The 18726-nt window shown below is 30.8% G+C and carries 17 protein-coding genes and 1 pseudogene; 12 read left to right on the forward strand and 6 right to left on the reverse strand.

Annotated elements, in window-relative coordinates:
• The 4 genes from HPY79_01800 to HPY79_01815 all read left to right on the forward strand — a co-directional run.
• The coding region (locus tag HPY79_01800; GenBank protein ID NSW44550.1) for a hypothetical protein at window positions 1–662 on the forward strand (662 nt) is incomplete at its 5' end.
• Window positions 652–1290 (forward strand): hypothetical protein, encoded by a 639-nt coding sequence (locus HPY79_01805; protein NSW44551.1) that lies wholly within the window; start codon window positions 652–654, stop codon window positions 1288–1290. The genes HPY79_01800 and HPY79_01805, both read left to right, overlap by 11 nt.
• A gap of 4 nt (window positions 1291–1294) precedes the next feature.
• Entirely contained in the window at window positions 1295–2638 is a 1344-nt protein-coding gene (locus HPY79_01810) for a family 16 glycosylhydrolase (protein NSW44552.1), read from the forward strand.
• Window positions 2616–3170, forward strand: a complete 555-nt coding sequence (locus HPY79_01815; protein ID NSW44553.1) for a hypothetical protein — start codon at window positions 2616–2618, stop codon at window positions 3168–3170. The genes HPY79_01810 and HPY79_01815 overlap by 23 nt, the downstream gene beginning before the upstream one ends.
• 59 nt (window positions 3171–3229) lie before the next feature.
• On the opposite strand, the gene HPY79_01820 is transcribed toward HPY79_01815, so the two are convergent.
• Window positions 3230–3451: a hypothetical protein gene (locus HPY79_01820; protein NSW44554.1), complete on the reverse strand. Its 222-nt coding sequence runs from the start codon at window positions 3449–3451 to the stop codon at window positions 3230–3232.
• A gap of 156 nt (window positions 3452–3607) precedes the next feature.
• Here HPY79_01820 and HPY79_01825 point away from each other — a divergent pair, with 156 nt between their 5' ends.
• On the forward strand, window positions 3608–4177 hold the full coding sequence (locus HPY79_01825; protein ID NSW44555.1) for a hypothetical protein: 570 nt from the start codon (window positions 3608–3610) through the stop codon (window positions 4175–4177).
• Between the two features lie 300 nt (window positions 4178–4477).
• On the opposite strand, the pseudogene HPY79_01830 reads toward HPY79_01825, so the two are convergent.
• From HPY79_01830 to purE, 5 genes and pseudogenes are all read right to left on the reverse strand, one after another.
• Window positions 4478–4612: pseudogene (locus tag HPY79_01830) on the reverse strand (transposase).
• Window positions 4613–4911: 299 nt separating this feature from the next.
• Window positions 4912–6813 carry an amidophosphoribosyltransferase gene (locus HPY79_01835; protein NSW44556.1) on the reverse strand — a complete coding sequence of 634 codons (1902 nt, stop codon included), beginning with the start codon at window positions 6811–6813 and terminating at the stop codon, window positions 4912–4914.
• A gap of 238 nt (window positions 6814–7051) precedes the next feature.
• The gene (locus tag HPY79_01840; protein ID NSW44557.1) at window positions 7052–9139 is read right to left on the reverse strand and encodes a helix-hairpin-helix domain-containing protein; all 2088 of its coding nucleotides are present in this window, start codon (window positions 9137–9139) and stop codon (window positions 7052–7054) included.
• Window positions 9139–9981, reverse strand: coding sequence for a hypothetical protein (locus HPY79_01845; GenBank protein ID NSW44558.1), 843 nt, complete (start codon window positions 9979–9981; stop codon window positions 9139–9141). The genes HPY79_01840 and HPY79_01845 overlap by 1 nt, the downstream gene beginning before the upstream one ends.
• Window position 9982: 1 nt before the next feature.
• Window positions 9983–10495 (reverse strand): 5-(carboxyamino)imidazole ribonucleotide mutase, encoded by a 513-nt coding sequence (gene purE, locus HPY79_01850; protein ID NSW44559.1) that lies wholly within the window; start codon window positions 10493–10495, stop codon window positions 9983–9985.
• 82 nt (window positions 10496–10577) lie between these two features.
• On the opposite strand from purE, the gene HPY79_01855 reads away from it, so the two are divergent.
• The 7 genes from HPY79_01855 (at window position 10578) to HPY79_01885 (ending at window position 18529) form a co-directional block, all read left to right on the forward strand.
• Window positions 10578–11726, forward strand: coding sequence for an aminotransferase class V-fold PLP-dependent enzyme (locus HPY79_01855; GenBank protein ID NSW44560.1), 1149 nt, complete (start codon window positions 10578–10580; stop codon window positions 11724–11726).
• Between the two features lie 93 nt (window positions 11727–11819).
• Window positions 11820–12365, forward strand: a complete 546-nt coding sequence (gene hpt / locus HPY79_01860; protein ID NSW44561.1) for a hypoxanthine phosphoribosyltransferase — start codon at window positions 11820–11822, stop codon at window positions 12363–12365.
• 11 nt (window positions 12366–12376) lie between these two features.
• Window positions 12377–12955 (forward strand): adenylate kinase, encoded by a 579-nt coding sequence (locus HPY79_01865; GenBank protein NSW44562.1) that lies wholly within the window; start codon window positions 12377–12379, stop codon window positions 12953–12955.
• Between the two features lie 5 nt (window positions 12956–12960).
• On the forward strand, window positions 12961–13959 hold the full coding sequence (obgE, locus tag HPY79_01870) for a GTPase ObgE (GenBank protein NSW44563.1): 999 nt from the start codon (window positions 12961–12963) through the stop codon (window positions 13957–13959).
• A 39-nt stretch (window positions 13960–13998) separates the two neighbouring features.
• The gene (locus HPY79_01875) at window positions 13999–14613 is read left to right on the forward strand and encodes a nucleotide exchange factor GrpE (GenBank protein ID NSW44564.1); all 615 of its coding nucleotides are present in this window, start codon (window positions 13999–14001) and stop codon (window positions 14611–14613) included.
• A gap of 3 nt (window positions 14614–14616) precedes the next feature.
• Window positions 14617–15771: a molecular chaperone DnaJ gene (gene dnaJ / locus HPY79_01880; protein NSW44565.1), complete on the forward strand. Its 1155-nt coding sequence runs from the start codon at window positions 14617–14619 to the stop codon at window positions 15769–15771.
• Window positions 15772–16396: 625 nt separating this feature from the next.
• Window positions 16397–18529: a hypothetical protein gene (locus HPY79_01885; GenBank protein NSW44566.1), complete on the forward strand. Its 2133-nt coding sequence runs from the start codon at window positions 16397–16399 to the stop codon at window positions 18527–18529.
• Window positions 18530–18726: the final 197 nt, after the last annotated feature.

Raw genomic sequence — 18726 nt, forward strand, 5'->3', positions numbered from 1 at the left:
GCACAGTACGCATGGAAAATCTGACGGTGGCCACGCAAGCTACCAATGCACGCGTTTTACTTATCGATGCACAAGGCAATGTGAGTCAGGCACAGCCAACGCTTATTGGCGATAACCTTGGCAACCACACTGCTCTGCAAAATATAAAACTTGGTAATTACTGGTTAAGCAACGAAGGAACTATTACAGCTACTTTAACAGAATCGGAGTTGATGGCGAATACACCATTACTAATTACATCAAACCAAAAAATAGGTATAAGAACAACTAATATGAATGCAAATGCCGATTTACAAATAAAAGGTAATACATACATCGAAGATAACTTAGGCATAGGTATTTGTTTAACAGCCAATAATAATCCCAAAGGTTATCGTTTTGCTGTAAACGGCACTATGGGAGCCAAAGATATATTTATTGAAGTGGACGAAACACCTTGGCCCGATTATGTATTTGATGAACATTATAAACTTATGCCTTTGCCCGAATTAGAAACATACTTAACTAAAAACAAACACCTGCCCGATATGCCAACAGCAAACAACATAAAAGAAAATGGATTATCTTTGGCTGAAATAAATGCCCAACTTGTAAAAAAAATAGAAGAACTAACCCTATATATTATTGAACTGAATAAAAAAATAGAGAAATATGAGAAGTAATATATTATTATTATGTTTTATCTTTATTTTATCAATAATTAAAGCAAATGATAGTTTAAAGTTTTCATTGGGGTATGGAACATTATATGGTGGAGGTTTGGGTATTAAATTTGAAAAACCAATAATAAACTATAGAATAAATTTACATTTAGGCATTTCTGGTGCTTTTCTTCCACTTATTTCATTTGAAAGTCTAGAAAATAAAAAGAACTTATTAGTGTTGTACGAAAATATAGATAAAAGATTGTCTTTTAATACAGAAGGATTAAAAGTCAGTAAAAATAGATTAATAATTCCATTTTCAGTTAATATTTCTTATAAATTTTATAAGAACTTAAATGCTTCAACAGGCTTAGGAACTTTTGCAAGAGTTTATTATTTTGATAATGCTAATTTTTTAATGTATCATTATCATTGTCTCGATATTTTCAAGTTATTTTCATTAAATTTTTCATTTTTATATGAAATTAAAAATTCATTTTTTTCTATTACTTTTTCAAGAGGATTATTTCCTTTAAGCTATCATGAATACAGGGATAGATTCAGTTATGAGCGTAAAGAAGTTGTTAAAAATTCTTATTTTATAAGTTTTAGTACGGGATATTATTTATCGTTCAGAAAAAAATAAACTTATGTTGGTCAAAATTAGAATATTATTGTTGATTTCTTTTATGTTAGATTGTTTTTCGTTGGTAGGACAGTGGATTGTTGTTTTTGAAGATCATTTTAATGGAAATACTTTAAATACTGCTTATTGGTACAATAAACGCAAATGGGGAGATTTTCCACCGAATGTCGAACCTGTAATATATTTAACAGAAAATGTTTTTTTGCAAAACGGTTATTTACATTTAATTCTTAAAAACGATAATAGATGGCATTATGTTCCAAATTTAAACACAATACATTTTTACCCGTACAGTGGAGGTATGATATGGTCAAAAAAATATTTTCGATATGGTATTTTTGAAGCAAAAATTAAGCTTCCTAATGAAAAGAAATTGTGGAGTGCGTTTTGGTTATATGGTAGTGCTACTTATGGTGATGAAATTGATATATTTGAACAATATTGGACTAATAAAAAAGTTAATTTAAAATCAACTATTCATCATTCAGGTGAACAAATATCTGATAATAATAAATATAATACAAGCTTTCTTGATAATTGGCATACATACACTTTAAGCTGGGATGATAAGAACTTAAATAATGCATGTATAAAAGTTCATATTGATGGGAATAAAGTTTCTGACTTTAAAAAAAATAATAATGATAGATTGTATAATACATATTTGGGGAACATTGTTGGTGAAACTGTCGATTATCCTGAAAAAGGGCAGAACATTATTTTTAACTTATTTTTACATGATAATACTCCGAGTTTACCACAGACAATGCTGGTAGATTATATAAAAGTCTGGCAAAAACAAAATTGTAATGATATTGTAACTATTTGTAATTATGATGCTAAATTTGATAATAATATATTTACTGGTAGAATAATTAAATCGGGTGATAATTGTAATGTAATTGTTAATGAAAACGAACATTTAGACTTACTGGCGACTAAAGAAATTCATTTAAAACCTGGCTTTAGTGTAAAAAAAGGTGGTTATTTTTTGGGAAAAATCATACCATGTTCTTCTTACAAGTTAGACGAAGAAAACGTATATATTGATACTACTGATGAAAACATAAATATTGATACAAATATTATTAAATTTAAAGAAATTTATAATAATTATGTTGGGTATAGAATATTTCCCAATCCTTTTAGTGAACACCTTAATATTTCATTGAAACAGATTGAAAATTCGTATTTTGTGATATACGACATATTAGGTAATATCAAACATTACGAAAAATTTTACAACAACAATCAAGAAATTAACCTGATAAATTTAGAAAATGGTGTTTATCTTAGTAAATTATTTATTAATCAAAAATCATATTATGAGAAAGTTATTAAAATATAAAGCATTATTGCTTTTAATGTTTATAAGTTTTATTGCTTGTAAAAAAGTTATAATAGAATTCCCTAAATGTAAAGAAACTATAGCTGGTTTATTTCCAAAAAGTAGTATATTAACTAATAACGAAATTATATTTAAAAACGATATTTCTATTGCTTCCGATACGTTTATTTTATTATTATATCCAAAGGTAAAATTATACTATGAACATCCATGCGATTCTTTTATAGTTGACAATTATATTCAAGATTTTAGCATATATACTGTTTCATCTTCAGATACAATAAAATTAGATGATACATACTTTAACTATTTGTTAAAAGATACTTTTACAGATATTAAATTTTCAGATTTCATAAATACAAAACAAGAAATATTAGATAAAAAACCACAAACAAAGATTTTATGTTTGCTAAAAAATAATACATACGTGCCAAATAACAATTATTTTAGATTTATGATTATATCAAAACTATATCAAAATACGATTGATACAATTTTTACAGATGAAATTATATTTACAGGTGTTAAATAACTTATTATGAACTATATATTTTTCAATGCTGTCCAGAATAATTTAAAAATAAAATTATGCTATTGATAATCAATAATATATGTTTCAAAAACAATGATTTTTAAATTCAAGTTATCCAGAAAATAATGATAATGTGGGTCGTAATTTTTTTTAGTTTTAACAAATGGCTGATTTAACCATTGCCATAAATCAATTTTTTCAAAAATATTTCTCGGAAGTATATTTATTATTTGAGAAAATATATTTACCTTTACCATAGGAGTTGGTTTTATTGACAACATAAAATTACTTCATTTTTGAAGTGTTACCAACTCCTACTTTTTTAATTTTTAAAAATTATTTTGGACGGACGTGACCCCAAGTCAAATAATGTTTTAAATTATTCGAAAAGTTTTAAAACAAATTCCTACATTTCATATTACAACAACTCTTATAATATGTATTTTTTCATAAGTGGTCCATCTTTTTTTGATGGTTCGTATATTTCATTTATTCCAAAAGTTTCATATAGTTACATTAGAAAAAATTTCAGCATATCAGTTGGAGGTGGTATAGGATATTACTTGTCAAATTTTTATAAATACACACGTAATAATACTATCGAAAAAAATTATGAAAATGATATTTTACAATTCAAACTAATAGTAAATGGACAATCGTTATATCAGTTTACCGAAGAATACTATACAACAAACGTCAATATTAAAATAAGTCTTGCTATGTATAAAAATATAAATATTTTTTTAGAAGCTAACACCAATCTCTATAAAATACAGCATCCACTTAATTCTAAAATTGTTTATTTTAAGTATTATCAAGAAGTTTATTATAGTTATAGTGATCCTCAAACAACAATCATAGATTTTGATGAAAGAAACATTAAATTAAAAGCAAAATATATTGCTGATGATAATTTAGATGTATATAAAGCGTCTGATTTATCAAAGCTTGTTTTTACTCAAATAGGCATTCGCTATACATTTAGCAAAAAAGAGAAAAAAGAATAAGTTAAACCAGTCTATTAACTTAACGAATATTCCCTTATTAAACTCAAATGAATATTCAGAAATCTCGTTCTTAGTTACAAAGAGACGGACTATTTGATTTAGCGAGACCTTTGCAAAATTATTTCAATTTTTCGATAATTTAAAAATATTTGCTTAAAAATTGATTTTTTTAAGGTAATGATTCAAATTACTGGACGATTTTATTCAAAAAAACACCTTTTTTAAAGTCAAAGAACCTTATTTTTTATCTATTAGCCCTTATTTTAGGCTTTAGTTCGCACATGGGCACACTTCGCCCATCTAAATAAGTGATACGGCACTTTTCAAATTATACGCTATGGCCTGCAATACATGCTGAGTATGAACTTTAGCTAAGCCTTTATAACGAGCAACATCACCATTAAACCAACGTTTTATACTACCAAATGTCCGTTCTTTCTACTAAATAACGATAGTGTCTCATATAAGCTTAAAAAATGTCAAGTTTGCTGATTTTTCTAATTTCATAACGCTAAAATAACCATTATTTCTGGAATTAAAAATAAAAATATGAATAAGTCATTAACAATTAAATATTTACATGCAAATAGAGACCTTTACAAAACTTCTTTTTAGTCATTGCGATTCTTCTAATATGTAGAAGAAGCAATCTATAAATTATTGAAAATAAGATTGATTTAATAATCACAATAACGAATGCAGTTGTTTTTTAGTTTTGCAAAGGCTTTATATTTTTAATATGCCCTTGTATTTACACCCTCAATGTAGTTTATAAAAGAGTTGTTTACAACCTTATTTCCGCCGGGCGTGGGATAATCGCCTGTAAAATACCAATCGCCAAGATTCTGAGGACAAGCCGTGTGCAAGTTTTCAATGCTATTATATATAATAGCAACTTCGGCTTTAATATCACTTGGAGTTACAAGTTGAGCTATTTTTTTTGATATTTCGTCGGCAGTAAAAGGCTTATATATAAGTTTTACATAGTTTACCATATCTTCTTTGGCGTAGTATTGTTGTTCTTTACATTTTTTATACACGGTATCGATGATATGTTCCTTTTTAGTATCTTTAAGTAATTCGATAGCAGCTTGGAATGCAATAAAATCGCTCAATTTCGCCATATCAATGCCATAACAATCGGGATATCGGATTTGAGGTGCCGACGAAACAATGATGATTTTTTTAGGTCTTAAGCGGTCGAGCATTCGAAGAATACTTTGTTTAAGTGTTGTGCCACGAACTATAGAGTCGTCCACAATGACAAGGGTGTCTTCGTAATCTTTTACAATGCCATAAGTAACATCGTAAACGTGAGCTACGAGGTCGTTACGTCCGTCGTCTTGTGAAATAAAAGTGCGAAGTTTCAGGTCTTTAACAGCAAGTTTTTCGATACGTGGACATAAAAACATAAATTCGTCGAGCTTATCAGCACTAAGCTGATTACCAAGCCCAAGTATTTTTTTCTTTTTAACTTGGTTGCAATGTTGATTTATTTCTTCTACGAGACCGTAAAATGCATCAGCAGCAGTATTGGGAATATACGAAAATACGGTATTCTTTATGTCGTAGTTAATGGTTTCGAGTACTTTGGGAGCAATAAGTTTACCCAGATTTTTTCGTTCGGTATAAATATCGCGATCGGTTCCACGAGAAAAATAAATACGTTCGAAAGAGCAACTTTTCTTTTTATATGGTTCAATAATACGTTCTATACAGATTTCGTTAAAATGCCTAATAATAATAGCATAACCAGGGTCGAGTTCTTGAATCTCTTCAAAGGGAGCATTAAATACGGTTTGAATAACAGGGCGTTCACTAGTTACAACTGCTATTTCATCGTTATAATAATAATATGCAGGTCGAATTCCCCATGGATCTCGAAAAACAAAAGCATCGCCTGTGCCAATCATTCCAGCTATTGCATAGCCACCATCCCAACGCCACGAAGCATTATTTAATATTCGTTTAATGTCTAATTCTTTCGATATGTGTTCAGTAATTTCGGCATTACTTAAGCCCATATCTTTATATTTTCTAAACAGTGATTCAACTTGATCGTCGAGAAAATGCCCAATTTTTTCGAGCATAGTTACGGTATCGGTATAGGCTTTAGGATGTTGTCCCAGTTCAATTAAATGTTCGAAAAGCTCTTGAACGTTAGTGAGATTAAAATTACCAGCAAGCACTAAATTTCGAGTTTTCCAATTATTTTCGCGTAATACGGGATGTACAAATTCTATATCGTTTCGTCCAAAAGTACCATATCGTAGGTGTCCTAAAAACAATTCTCCAGCAAAAGGAACATTCTCTTTTGCCCAGTAAGGGTCTAAAAGGCGATCGTGGTGTTTTTGTTCTATGGTATCAAATTGATTACGAAGTTGTTCAAAAATATCAAGTAATGGTTGTTGAGAGTTGGAGCGAAGTCGGTCAATATAGGGTTTACCGGGTTTAGGATTGATTTTAATGGTAGCAAAACCGGCACCATCTTGGCCACGGTTATGTTGTTTCTCCATTAAAAGATAAAGTTTGTTTAATCCATACATCCATGTGCCATAATGTGTGGCATAGTATTCTAATGGTTTTCGCAATCGTAATAAGGCAAAACCACACTCATGTTTTATTGCTTCACTCATAGCAGAGTTTTGGGACAAAGATAATCTTATTTTTTTAAAGGAAAGAGTTAAATTTTATCCCAAATTAATCAATAGGAGGGTCGTCTCGTTATTAAACTAATAACGAGATGAGCTGAACTACTTGATTTAGTTGCGATAACCCCGATTTAGTGATGATTCAATTCCATTTTTTGGAATTGATTACAATCACTTTATCGTTTAAGCATTTCTAATGCATAATCTGGGTTTATATTCAGAGTTAGAATAAAATTCTAACTTGTGCTTTAATTTCTGATTTTTTATTGCCGTTGATTTGAGTTAAGCCAGAACTAATAATATCTTGATTGGCGTAGTAGGTTTCGCCATATCTCAGCCAAATATCGATATTTTTATTTATAGAATACTTTATTGTAAGGTACATGCGGTTGCCTTTGTAATAAACTGCAGGTACCGAAAAAGCATATAAAACATCGTTTTCGTAAGCATAAATACGAGAATCGTAACTATCGGTATCGAATATTCCGTATCTAAAAGCTATTTGCAATGGTAGTTTCTGATGTTTGTAAATTACATCTTGATAGAAGTAAATTCCTTGGTCAGTTTTTTGGTCGGTTTTATATTCTAACCATTCGATGCGGTTACGAAGCTCGAGCGATTTATTGATTTTATAGGCAATATGGAAACGTACTCGCTGTGTATTTACATCTTGAATTCCATTTATAACTTGTGGAATAGAAGAGGGGATATTGGTAGGTTTGTTTTTTTGGCGGTAACGAATATACATGCTGATTTTTCGGTTGGGAGTAAAACCTACTTCGGCAAGATAATCGTGTCCTTTGGTGGGAGCATAGGTTTCATATTTAAGCCATGGAAAAGAGAAAATGTCGTAATAAGCCGATATTCTCCAACGGGAGTAGGGCAGAATGGTAGTTCCAATATACATCCCATCTTCGTTTTGAATGTTTGAATTTTCGCCAAAAGTTTGTGCATAAAGAGCTTGATAATTTCTTTCGTAATGGCGATGAAGAATAGCCATGCTTGTTTGTGGCGAAAGGCTAAAAAGCATCGAATTTAAAAAGGCCTTTCCTCCATTTTGCGACATAGCAGCTTCGCCAAAAAGTGTAACATTTTTAATATTAAATTGGTAGTCTAAACCAACGTTGGAGTTTTGTTTTCCCGAAAAATCGTATTGATTATAAACCGTAGGAGTTTTAGACAATGGAACTGAATACGAGTAAGTTAATCCGGTAAGCCCCAACCTAAAAAAATTGGAGTTAAATGATATATTTCCACCAAAAATGGTTTCCCCTAAGGCTTTTCGGTCTTGCATTTCGCCAGGAGTTGTATGTAATCCGCTGGTTTGAAGGCTACTAACTTCTTCTGCCTCGCCTGTTATAGAATCAACAACCGACATATTGGCATCGATTTTTTTGTACGAAGCAAAAGTGGTAAAATCGAGATTTTTGTACCTGAGTGTAATGCCTCCACCTCGTAAGAATAGATTTTCGTCGGAGCTACTGTATTTTTTAAGTCCTTGTGCACGTTTTCGGGTATTGGTAACCATCGACGATTTTCCAAACGTATAACCCGACCACATTACTAATCCTTGACCAAATTGAGCGTAATAATCGCCTAGTACTATGGTTTTAATGGGACCAATATCTTTAACCATTAAATGTGCCGAATAAAAATCGAAACCTTGTTTTTGTGTGCCTTTAAAAAATTCTTCGCCGGGGTCCTTGTCGGCAGTAATGCCCCACGATACTTTATTTTTATAAGTATAGTTGTAACGAACATAATAATGCATGGGGTCGCCTAAATAACGGGAGTTGGGACTTGCAGCAAGAGCCGAATCACTAATAGGACTATATCCTTGTTGTTGCTGGAGTACACGTTGAGTGCGTATAAATACTTTATGTCGGCCATATTTGATTGCTTTTTTAGGGTCGTAACTGAGAAATGGTTCTACTTTTTGAACGGTTATAAAAGGCAGTATGAGTCGAACATATTCTTCGTTAAAACCATTGACATTGAGTAGTTCGTAAACACTAAATAGTTGTCCAAAGTCTTTTATATATTGTAATAGTGAATTGATTTGAAAATCACTTAAAAGTTGAAGTTTCTCCAATTCTTCTTTTGAAGCTATATTAATGTTAAGTGGTTCGTTTAAATAAAATGTTAAATCTTCATAAAGAGTAGTTAAATCTAATTCTTTGTCGGTGTTGGCAGATATTTCTTCAATATAATTTTCAATAATTTCTTCCGACGTTTGATTTGGTTTTTGTTCTTGTGCAGTTACAATCAACGTAAATAGCAAAAATATTCCTATGCTTAAAATGCGAACCATTATTCGGTAATATTAGCTGTTGTTTCGTATTTGAAATTGTATGTAATACCTACATGTGGAGTAATTCCTAAAATCTGATGATATGAAAATGATACATCGGCTTTAATCTTTTTTAATACATAACCTAAACCAAAGGTTAATTGGTCGGGTGAGGTAGTAGCTCCAGCTCGCATATATAAATTATTCATGAAGCGGTAATCGAGCCCGATTTTATATATCATTTTTGTTGTAAATGTTTTTTCAATTTCTGTTGCCATATAAAGCTTTTCTGTAAATCTATATCCTAAACCAAGACTAAGAATAGAAGGGATTCTCTCATCATCGTATACAGCAAGTTTTGTTCGGCTTAAATTATATATATGACCGCCTATAAATAGGTGTTCAACGGGTTCTGCTAAGAAGCCAAGTTCGGCAATGACGTGACCTTTATTTCCATACATTTCGGCGAAATGGGTATTCAGGTAATCGACTTTTGCTCCAATCGAAAAATGATGGCCAATCATCATAGCATAAGCTAAGCCAACTTTTATTTCATTATATTTTTCGTAACCAAAATAACTTAAATCAGCTGCAAAAACACCTGCTTCGTTGGTAGGTAAAGCAAAACTCAATGCCTTAAGGCTTGTGGTGGGTAATAGAAAGCGGTTTTCGTTATACACACTAATTACTGGAATATTTAGACGTGCTAAACCTGCTTGATTATGAGATGAACTCCATACATCACTTAGTGTTACACCCGTAAAACCCATACCAGCTTGTTTGCTACCCAACGACCAATTTTCGTTTCCAGAATAGGTGTATAAAGCTGTGAATAAAAACAAAAATATGAATGAAGCTCTCATGTTAATTTGTTTTGAATGGATATTTATATTGTGCTAATTCAGCATTGGCTTTTACGACTTTATCGCCTAATTTGTTTTTATATTCTAGCAATTTTTTTAAAATATTTGAATCTGAAGTTGCTAAAATTTGTATTGCTAAGATAGCGGCATTTTGTGATGCATCTAGTCCAACAGTAGCAACGGGAATTCCCGGAGGCATTTGCAAAATAGATAATATGCTATCCCAACCATCGATAGATATATTGCTGCGACAGGGGACACCAATAACAGGAAGTGGAGTAAAGGCAGCAATTACACCGGGTAAATGAGCGGCTCCACCAGCTCCTGCAATTATAACTTTAATACCTTTTTTATGTGCTTGGGTAGCAAATTCTTCGACCATTTGTGGGGTTCTATGTGCAGATAAAGCATTAACTTCAAAAGGAATTTCAAAATCGTTTAATAGCTTTGCTGCTTGTTCCATAATAGGCCAATCGCTTGTACTGCCCATTATTATGCTAACTAAGGGTATCATAGTTGTTAATTTTAAATGACAAATATACAGATTTTTTAGTTTAATAAACAGCTACAAATTGTATCTTTGCAATAAAAAAGTCATGAATGTAGAAAGAATAAGAGACTATTTTCCTGTAACTAAAAAATATCATTATTTTCAAAGTGCCGGAATGAGTCCTATGCCAATACCCGTATATGAAAAAGTAGTACATGGGTATCGATCGTTGTTAGAAAATGGCGATATTTATTGGCATAACGACATGCAACAATTACAAAAGCTATATGAAAAAATTGCAAAAATTGTTAATTGTAAACCTAACGATATTGTTTTTTTAGACAGTAATTCAATGGCCATGTCGTTGGTGGGTATTTCATTAAAAAATAAACATACTAATTTTAATATTGTTAGTATGGAAGAAGAATTCCCATCAAACTCAGTGCCTTTTGAATATTTAGGAATTAAAATGAAATATGTAAACCATTTAAATCATCGTTACGATATTGACCAGATTTTAAATGTATGCGACGATAAAACACTGGCTGTAGTAACTTCGTATGTACAATATTGCACAGGTTTTAGACAATCGTTATTGAAACTTGGTAATCGGTTAAAACAACGAAATATTTTATTAATTGTGAATGCTACGCAAGCTTTTCCATTTTTTCCTATTGATATGCAAGCTATGAACATAAGTGTTTTGACTTGTTCGGTTCATAAATGGGGTTTTTGTGGTCATATTGGAACGATTTTTATCACGCAAGAAATATTCAGAAAGAAATACCCGAGTCCTATAGCGGGGTGGCTTTCAGTAGATGTTTCGAAGTCAAATGATTTTATTCATACTGCCAAAGGTGTACCATTTGAAATATGGCAATCAGCACAACAATATCAGTATGGCAGCACCAACCTTAAAAGCCGTCTTGCACTTGATGCATCTCTTGATTTTTTAACTTCATACCATATAAATACACTTTGTCAGCATTTATTTAATATTTCTAGTTATTTAATTGAACAATTAAAAAGTATAGATGTTGAAATAATAAGCCCTTCAGATCATTTAGATGAACGCTCTGCTATTGTTTCTTTTACATTAAAGAAAAAAGCTAATGAAGATTTAGTAAGATATTTAGAGCAAAAAAATATAATGGTATCATTACGCAATGGTTTTATTAGGGTATCGGTAAATATTTTTAATAATAAAGCGGATGTAGATGCCTTAATTAACGCAATTCAAAGTTTTATATCATAAACTTAGTTGTCGAATAGCCTTTAATTTTAGTACAAAAAAAATATGTATCTTTACATAAATTTTTAAAGTTTAATTATATAAATAGGTGTTTGAATGACAAAAACAGTACAGATATTAGATAAAACATTTGCTTTAAGCATTAATGCCGAGCAAATTTCAAAAGCTGTAGATCTATTAGCCTATAAACTTAATAAAGATTTGGGCAACGCAGATAAAGAAGTTGTTTTTATAGGTATTTTAAATGGTTCTTTCATGTTTGCAGCCGATTTATTTAGGCGTATAACTTTTCCTTGTCGAATCACTTTTTTAAAGTTAGCTTCTTATTCTGGCACACAATCTACCGGTGTTGTAAAAAGTTTAATAGGGATAAACGAAAACCTAAAAAATAAAATTGTTATTGTTTTAGAAGATATTGTTGATAGTGGCGAAACCTTAGAAAATATTATTTGCCAGCTTAGAGGCTTTGAACCATATGATATAAAATTAGTTACCTTTTTATTTAAACCCGAAGCTTATAAAAAAGACATTCAATTAGATTATGTTGGAATGGAAATTCCTAATGATTTTATTGTTGGGTATGGATTAGATTACGACGGATATGGACGTAACCTTCCGGAGATTTATTCGTTAATAAAGTAAAATTCGATTATATGCTTAATATTTTGTTATTTGGTCCCCCAGGTTCTGGTAAGGGGACTCAATCAAAGCGTTTAATTCAACATTATGGATTAAAGCATTTATCAACAGGTGATATACTTCGCAAAGAAATTGCTGAGCAAACTCCTCTCGGTCGTATAGCACAACATTATATTGATAAAGGCGAACTTGTTCCCGATGAAGTAGTAATTAGCATTATTGAAGAAATGTTTGCTGAAAAAAATCTTAAAGGTTTTGTTTTTGACGGTTTCCCGAGAACTGTTGCCCAGGCAAAGGCTTTAGACTCTATGCTTTCGGGTATTAAAAGAACTATTTGTATAATGATTGTATTGCAAGTTAGCGAAAAAGAGCTAATAAAACGACTGTTGAATAGAGCAAAAATTGAAGGTCGCAAAGATGATGAACTTCATATTATCGAAAACCGAATAAAAGTTTATCAAAATCAAACAGCTCCTGTTCTTGAATATTATAAATCTCAAGGGAAGGCTTATATAGTAAATGGAATGCAGCCAGAAGAAGTTGTTTTTAAAGATATTTGCTATAATGTAGATAACTTTTCTCAGTGTAAATAATTAAAATGAGCGAAAATAATTTTATTGATTTTATAAAAATATTCGTTAAGTCAGGAAAAGGTGGAAGCGGAAGTGTTCATTTTCATAGAGATAAAAGAACCATAAAAGGTGGACCTGATGGCGGCGATGGAGGAAGAGGTGGACACATTATTTTAAAAGGGAATCGTAATCTATGGACTTTATTGCATCTTCGTTATCATAAACATTTTATTGCTCAAAATGGTGGTAATGGTGCATCCAATAACCGATTTGGAGCCGATGCTGACGATATATACATTGAAGTACCTCTTGGTACACAAGTTAAGAATGCCGAAACCAATGAAATATTGGCAGAAGTTACAGAACATAATCAAGAGGTTATATTATTGCAAGGTGGTAGGGGTGGTAAGGGGAATGCTTTTTTTAAGTCGGCAACTATGCAAACACCTCGATTTGCTCAACAAGGAGAAGACGGCAAAGAATTATGGGTGTATCTTGAACTTAAAATTCTTGCCGATGTGGGATTAGTAGGATTTCCTAATGCTGGCAAAAGTACATTACTTGCATCGGTATCAGCTGCTAAACCAAAGATAGCCGACTATCCGTTTACTACACTTGTTCCTAATGTCGGAATTGTCAGAGTAAACGATATTTATTCGTTTGTAATGGCTGATATTCCTGGAATTATTGAAGGAGCACACGAGGGTAGAGGGTTGGGGTTAAAATTTTTACGACATATTGAACGTAATTCTATTTTATTGTTCTTAATTCCTGCCAACTCTGAAAATATTTTAGCTGAATATAAAACTTTACTGCGAGAATTGGAACTTTATAATAAAGAACTTGTAAGCAAAACAAGAATTGTAGCCATATCAAAAGCCGATTTATTGACGCCCGAAGAAGAAATAAAAATAAAACGACAATTAACAAAATTAAAAGAACCTACCATTATTTTTTCGTCTGTATCTCAAAAAAACTTAAAAAAATTGGTAGAACTTGTATGGACAAAATTAAATGAAATCTGACAGATTGTCTGTTTTATATAATGGCAAAACTTTTGTAAAATGCAACAGCAAAATTTATACATTATGAGTGAAAATGAAGTAAAAGAAAACCAAGGAGTTAATATTGAGAATGTAACAAATGTTTCAGAACAAATACAACCAAACAACGAATCTACATCAAAAAAGAAAAAAAAGAAAGACGATAAAGAAATAGAAAAATTAAAAGAAGAACTAAAAATCTTGTCAGATAAATATAATGAACTAAATGATAGGTATTTACGTTTAGCTGCCGAATTTGATAATTATAAAAAACGTACTTTAAAAGAAAAATCAGATTTATTGAAATATGGAGGCGAAACGGTACTTACCAATTTGCTTTCGATATTAGATGATTTTGAACGGGCACAAAATTCTATTAAAAACAGCACCGATATAGAAGGTATTAAACAAGGTATTGATCTAATTAACAATAAATTTCAAGAATTTATGAAACAACAAGGAATTAAAGAAATAGATGCTCAAAATGTCGAGTTTAATACCGATTACCATGAGGCTGTTACTCGATTTGCTGCACCTACCGAAGATATGAAAGGAAAAGTAATTGATGTAATTCAAAAAGGTTATATGCTACACGATAAAGTTATTCGTTATGCAAAAGTTGTTGTAGGAGAATAAGTTATGACTAAACGAGATTATTATGAAATATTAGAAGTTCCTAAAAATGCTTCCAAAGAAGAGATAAAGAAAGCTTATCGCAAAAAAGCTTTACAATATCATCCAGACCGTAACCCTGGCGACAAAGAGGCAGAAGAAAAATTTAAGGAAGCAGCCGAGGCTTATGATGTTTTAAGCGATGACGAAAAACGTCGTCGCTACGATCAATTTGGACACGCTGGTGTAGGTAGTGCTGCTGGTGGTGGAGGATTTGAAGGATTTGATATAGAAGATATTTTTAGCAGATTTGGTGATATATTTGGCGATTTTGGTTTTGGAGGTTTTGGAGGCTTTGGACGTAGTGGAGGTTCGCGTCAACGTGTGAATAAAGGCACTAACCTACGGATAAAAGTTAAACTTACGTTGCAAGAAATAGCAACCGGTGTTGAGAAAAAAATTAAAGTTCGAAAATTAGTTCAATGCCCTGTTTGTAATGGTACAGGTGCTAAAGATAGTCATTCATATCGCGAATGCCATACTTGTAACGGGCAAGGTTATGTAACTCGTGTTACAAGAACTATATTAGGTCACATGCAATCGACCTCTCCTTGTCCAACATGCCAAGGTGAAGGACGAATAATTACGAATAAATGTTCAAAATGTTCGGGCGAAGGAGTTGTACACGACGAAGAAGTAATTTCGATAAACATACCTGCTGGAGTTGCCGAAGGAATGCAACTTTCAATGACAGGCAAAGGAAATGCCGCTAGACATGGTGGTATACCTGGCGATTTAATAATATTGATTGAAGAGGAAAAGCATCCGGATTATATCCGCGAAGACAATAATTTAATATATAATTTAATTGTATCTATTCCTCAGGCAATTTTAGGAAGCACGGTCGAAATTCCTTTAATAGAAGGTGGAAAAGTAAAAATGAAAATTGATCCGGGAACTACGTCCGGAAAGCTTTTGCGAATAAGAGGCAAAGGACTGCCCGAAGTGCAAGGATACGGACGCGGTGATTTAATAGTTAGAGTAATTGTTTATATTCCTACAAATATTTCTAAAGAAGAACGAAAAATATTAGAAAAATTAGAAGAATCGGAAAGCTTTAAGCCCGAAAATGCAAAAAAAGACAAAAATTTCTTTGAGCATTTTAAGAAATATTTTTCTTAATTTGATTACATTTGCGTTGTATTAACGCATATGTAATTTATAATGTCTAAAAAAAAACGTACAGGGTTTATTCAACAATATTGAGTTATCTCTCAAAACTTATATTGTAATAACTATTATTTTATCAATAATTATTACAACTTTTTTTTATCCAAGAGCTGTATTCACACCAAATAAATATTTATTTAGTACAACGGGTGATGGTTTAAAAAATTATTATACCTATGCTTATCTTATTAAAAACGACACCTCTTTTATTAACTCAAAATGTGTCAATTATCCATTCGGTGAGCATTTTGGTTATTTAGATTGTCAACCTACTTTAGCATTTCCAATCAAAGCTTTAGCTTATTTTTTTCCAGGAATTAGCAATTATAGTGTTGGTATATTAAATTTTTTATTAGTTTTATCTATTGTTTTTACTGCTGTTATTATTCTTTTACTTTTTAGGGAGTTTAATGTTAATGGAATATTTGCTATATTATCATCTCTTGCAGTAACTTTTCTTTCACCGCAGTTTTATAGGCTATTAGGACATTATGGCTTGTTTTATCCGTTTGCCATTCCTTTAATATGGTTGCTTGTAATTAAGTATTACAAGACCTTGCAACCAAAGTATTCCATCATGATTTTAGCATCACTTCTTTTTATTTTTTACACACATGCCTATTTAGGAATAATTTCAGCATTATTTGCCTTATTGTCTTACTTCTTTTTATTTTTCTTTAAAAAAGAAATTAGAAAAATTAAATACCTTGTTCATATATTATTACAAGTATTTATTCCTATTCTAATATTTCTTATTTTGAATAATCTTACAGATTTTCATACTAATAGATCTGATTGTCCTGCAGGTACTTATGAGTATGTGTCTAACTTAAATACCATTTTTTTACCTTATGATACTCTTTTACAAAAAATATATTTGTCTTTTGTAAATATTGGTTTTCAGCAATGGGAGGGAGTAAATTACATTGGTTTAGTCTCTAATGGAGTTATAGTTGCCATGTTCTTTGTTTTTATAGTTGGCATGATTAAAAGTAGAAATTTAAAAACTTTTAATGATATATTCCCTGCAATGATATGGGCATTTTTTATTGCTTCGATTATCTTATTAATCATATCAATGGCAACTCCCATAAAGTTTATTATTGATTTTTTATTTGAAAAAATAAAAGAACTTCGACAATTTAGAGCATTAGGAAGATTTGCATGGCCATTTTACTACGTTATCGGAATTATATCCATGATTTTTATTTATAACTTATACAGAAAGTATTCTTTAATGAATAAAAAAATTCTTAGTACACTTTTATTTATTGTTCCTTTATTTATCTTTCTTTCCGAAGCTTTTGTTTTTCAGCTTAGTTATAGTAAAACTGCTTTAAACTCACCTAATTATTTGAATGAAAACTATATCCCAGCTGGAATGAAAAAATCAATGGAATCTTTTGACAAAGACAGCTTTCAGGCAATAATCCCATTGCCGTTTTATCATTATGGTTCTGAAGATTTTATGATTGCTTCAAATGTTTCTGATAAGTCAATTATTTATTCACAGATTTTTGCTTATAATAAAAATATGTCAATGATGTCTTCAAATTCACCAAGAACATCTGTTGATGAAGCAAAAAAGATTATTCAAATATTAATGCCGGAATTTTATAGCAAGAGTATTAAAACCCAATTGCCAAATCGTAAACCATTCTTGATTTTATATACAAAAGACATCCTATCTCCTTATGAAGAACGCATATTAAATCTATCAGAAAAGTTTTATGAGGATAATCAAGTGATTTTGGCAAAATTGGATTTTGAAAAATTATTTTATGAAACCCAAAATGAAATATTAAAACGTTATATTAACATAGATGATGATAAGTATAGAAAAAATGATTTTTATGTTTCTGATAGCAATGCTTTTATTTATTATGATGGTTTTAATATAGATGAATGTGGCATAAAACATAGTGGTTCTAGTTGTTTTAGAAATATTAAAAATGCCTTTAGCTCTCTTGCTGAAATAAGTGCGAAAGATTTAGATTTAAATACTGAATATGAGGCTAGTTTTTGGTTCTATAATAAAGGTCATGGAAGAACAGCAGGATTAATTGCCATTGATGAGATGGATAAAGATCAGGGGAGTAGCTCTTGGATAGGATTAACAGATGCCAGATTTTCATATGTTATTGATGGAGAATGGTCGTTGGTTCAAACCAGGTTTAAACCTAAATCGAAGAATTGTCATTATAAAATATTTCTTGCTCCTTCAGAAAACTGGATAGATTCTATTTATGTAGATGATATTTTAATTAAACCTGTTAATGTGGATGTTTTTAAAGTATTTCGCGGAGAAAACAATAAGGGAATATTATTCTATAATAATTATTTTATTAAAACTGATATTGATTATTCGATATTAAGTTGCAAAAAGTCGCAATTAATAGAATATTATATAAATAAAATTAAAAACTCGGTTAGTTGGTATAATACATTAAAATCTGAGGCTAAAAATAAAAGTATTGCTTTAGATAAATATATTTATGATAATGCAGAGTATATGGTGCTATATTCCCCATTTAAGATAGAAGATAATAAGCTTTTAAAAATTATTTACTATAAGGATTTGATAAAGAGTAATAAAGAATGGTTAAATAAAATTATTTTAGAAAATAAAGCAAAAGAATCATTAGATTCAATCATAATGCATAATGCATTATATATGATAGATTTAGAAGAAAAATCGCAAAAAAAATAGATAATGTTGCCTTCCAGTTTTCAATATCCTAAAAGCCATTCAAAAAATCATAACAATTAAAGTTCTGTTAAAAGTTAAAAAAAAGAACTTACTTGTTGAGAAATTAAATTCACCGCACTAAAGTCGGAAAGCTTTAAGCCCGAAAATGCAAAAAAAGACAAAAATTTCTTTGAGCATTTTAAGAAATACTTTTCTTA

The organism is Bacteroidales bacterium, from assembly GCA_013314715.1.
Lineage (GTDB): Bacteria > Bacteroidota > Bacteroidia > Bacteroidales > GWA2-32-17 > Ch61.

Bases quoted from the DNA above. Each gene is read 5' to 3' on its own strand.
- HPY79_01835 (NSW44556.1), bottom strand. From the start codon at position 6,813: ATGAGTGAAGCAATAAAACATGAGTGTGGTTTTGCCTTATTACGATTG.
- hpt (NSW44561.1), top strand. From the start codon at position 11,820: ATGACAAAAACAGTACAGATATTAGATAAAACATTTGCTTTAAGCATT.
- HPY79_01805 (NSW44551.1), top strand. From the start codon at position 652: ATGAGAAGTAATATATTATTATTATGTTTTATCTTTATTTTATCAATA.
- HPY79_01840 (NSW44557.1), bottom strand. From the start codon at position 9,139: ATGGTTCGCATTTTAAGCATAGGAATATTTTTGCTATTTACGTTGATT.
- HPY79_01875 (NSW44564.1), top strand. From the start codon at position 13,999: ATGCAACAGCAAAATTTATACATTATGAGTGAAAATGAAGTAAAAGAA.
- dnaJ (NSW44565.1), top strand. From the start codon at position 14,617: ATGACTAAACGAGATTATTATGAAATATTAGAAGTTCCTAAAAATGCT.
- HPY79_01885 (NSW44566.1), top strand. From the start codon at position 16,397: ATGATTTTAGCATCACTTCTTTTTATTTTTTACACACATGCCTATTTA.
- HPY79_01865 (NSW44562.1), top strand. From the start codon at position 12,377: ATGCTTAATATTTTGTTATTTGGTCCCCCAGGTTCTGGTAAGGGGACT.
- HPY79_01855 (NSW44560.1), top strand. From the start codon at position 10,578: ATGAATGTAGAAAGAATAAGAGACTATTTTCCTGTAACTAAAAAATAT.
- purE (NSW44559.1), bottom strand. From the start codon at position 10,495: ATGATACCCTTAGTTAGCATAATAATGGGCAGTACAAGCGATTGGCCT.
- HPY79_01845 (NSW44558.1), bottom strand. From the start codon at position 9,981: ATGAGAGCTTCATTCATATTTTTGTTTTTATTCACAGCTTTATACACC.
- HPY79_01810 (NSW44552.1), top strand. From the start codon at position 1,295: ATGTTGGTCAAAATTAGAATATTATTGTTGATTTCTTTTATGTTAGAT.
- obgE (NSW44563.1), top strand. From the start codon at position 12,961: ATGAGCGAAAATAATTTTATTGATTTTATAAAAATATTCGTTAAGTCA.
- HPY79_01825 (NSW44555.1), top strand. From the start codon at position 3,608: ATGTATTTTTTCATAAGTGGTCCATCTTTTTTTGATGGTTCGTATATT.
- HPY79_01815 (NSW44553.1), top strand. From the start codon at position 2,616: ATGAGAAAGTTATTAAAATATAAAGCATTATTGCTTTTAATGTTTATA.
- HPY79_01820 (NSW44554.1), bottom strand. From the start codon at position 3,451: ATGTTGTCAATAAAACCAACTCCTATGGTAAAGGTAAATATATTTTCT.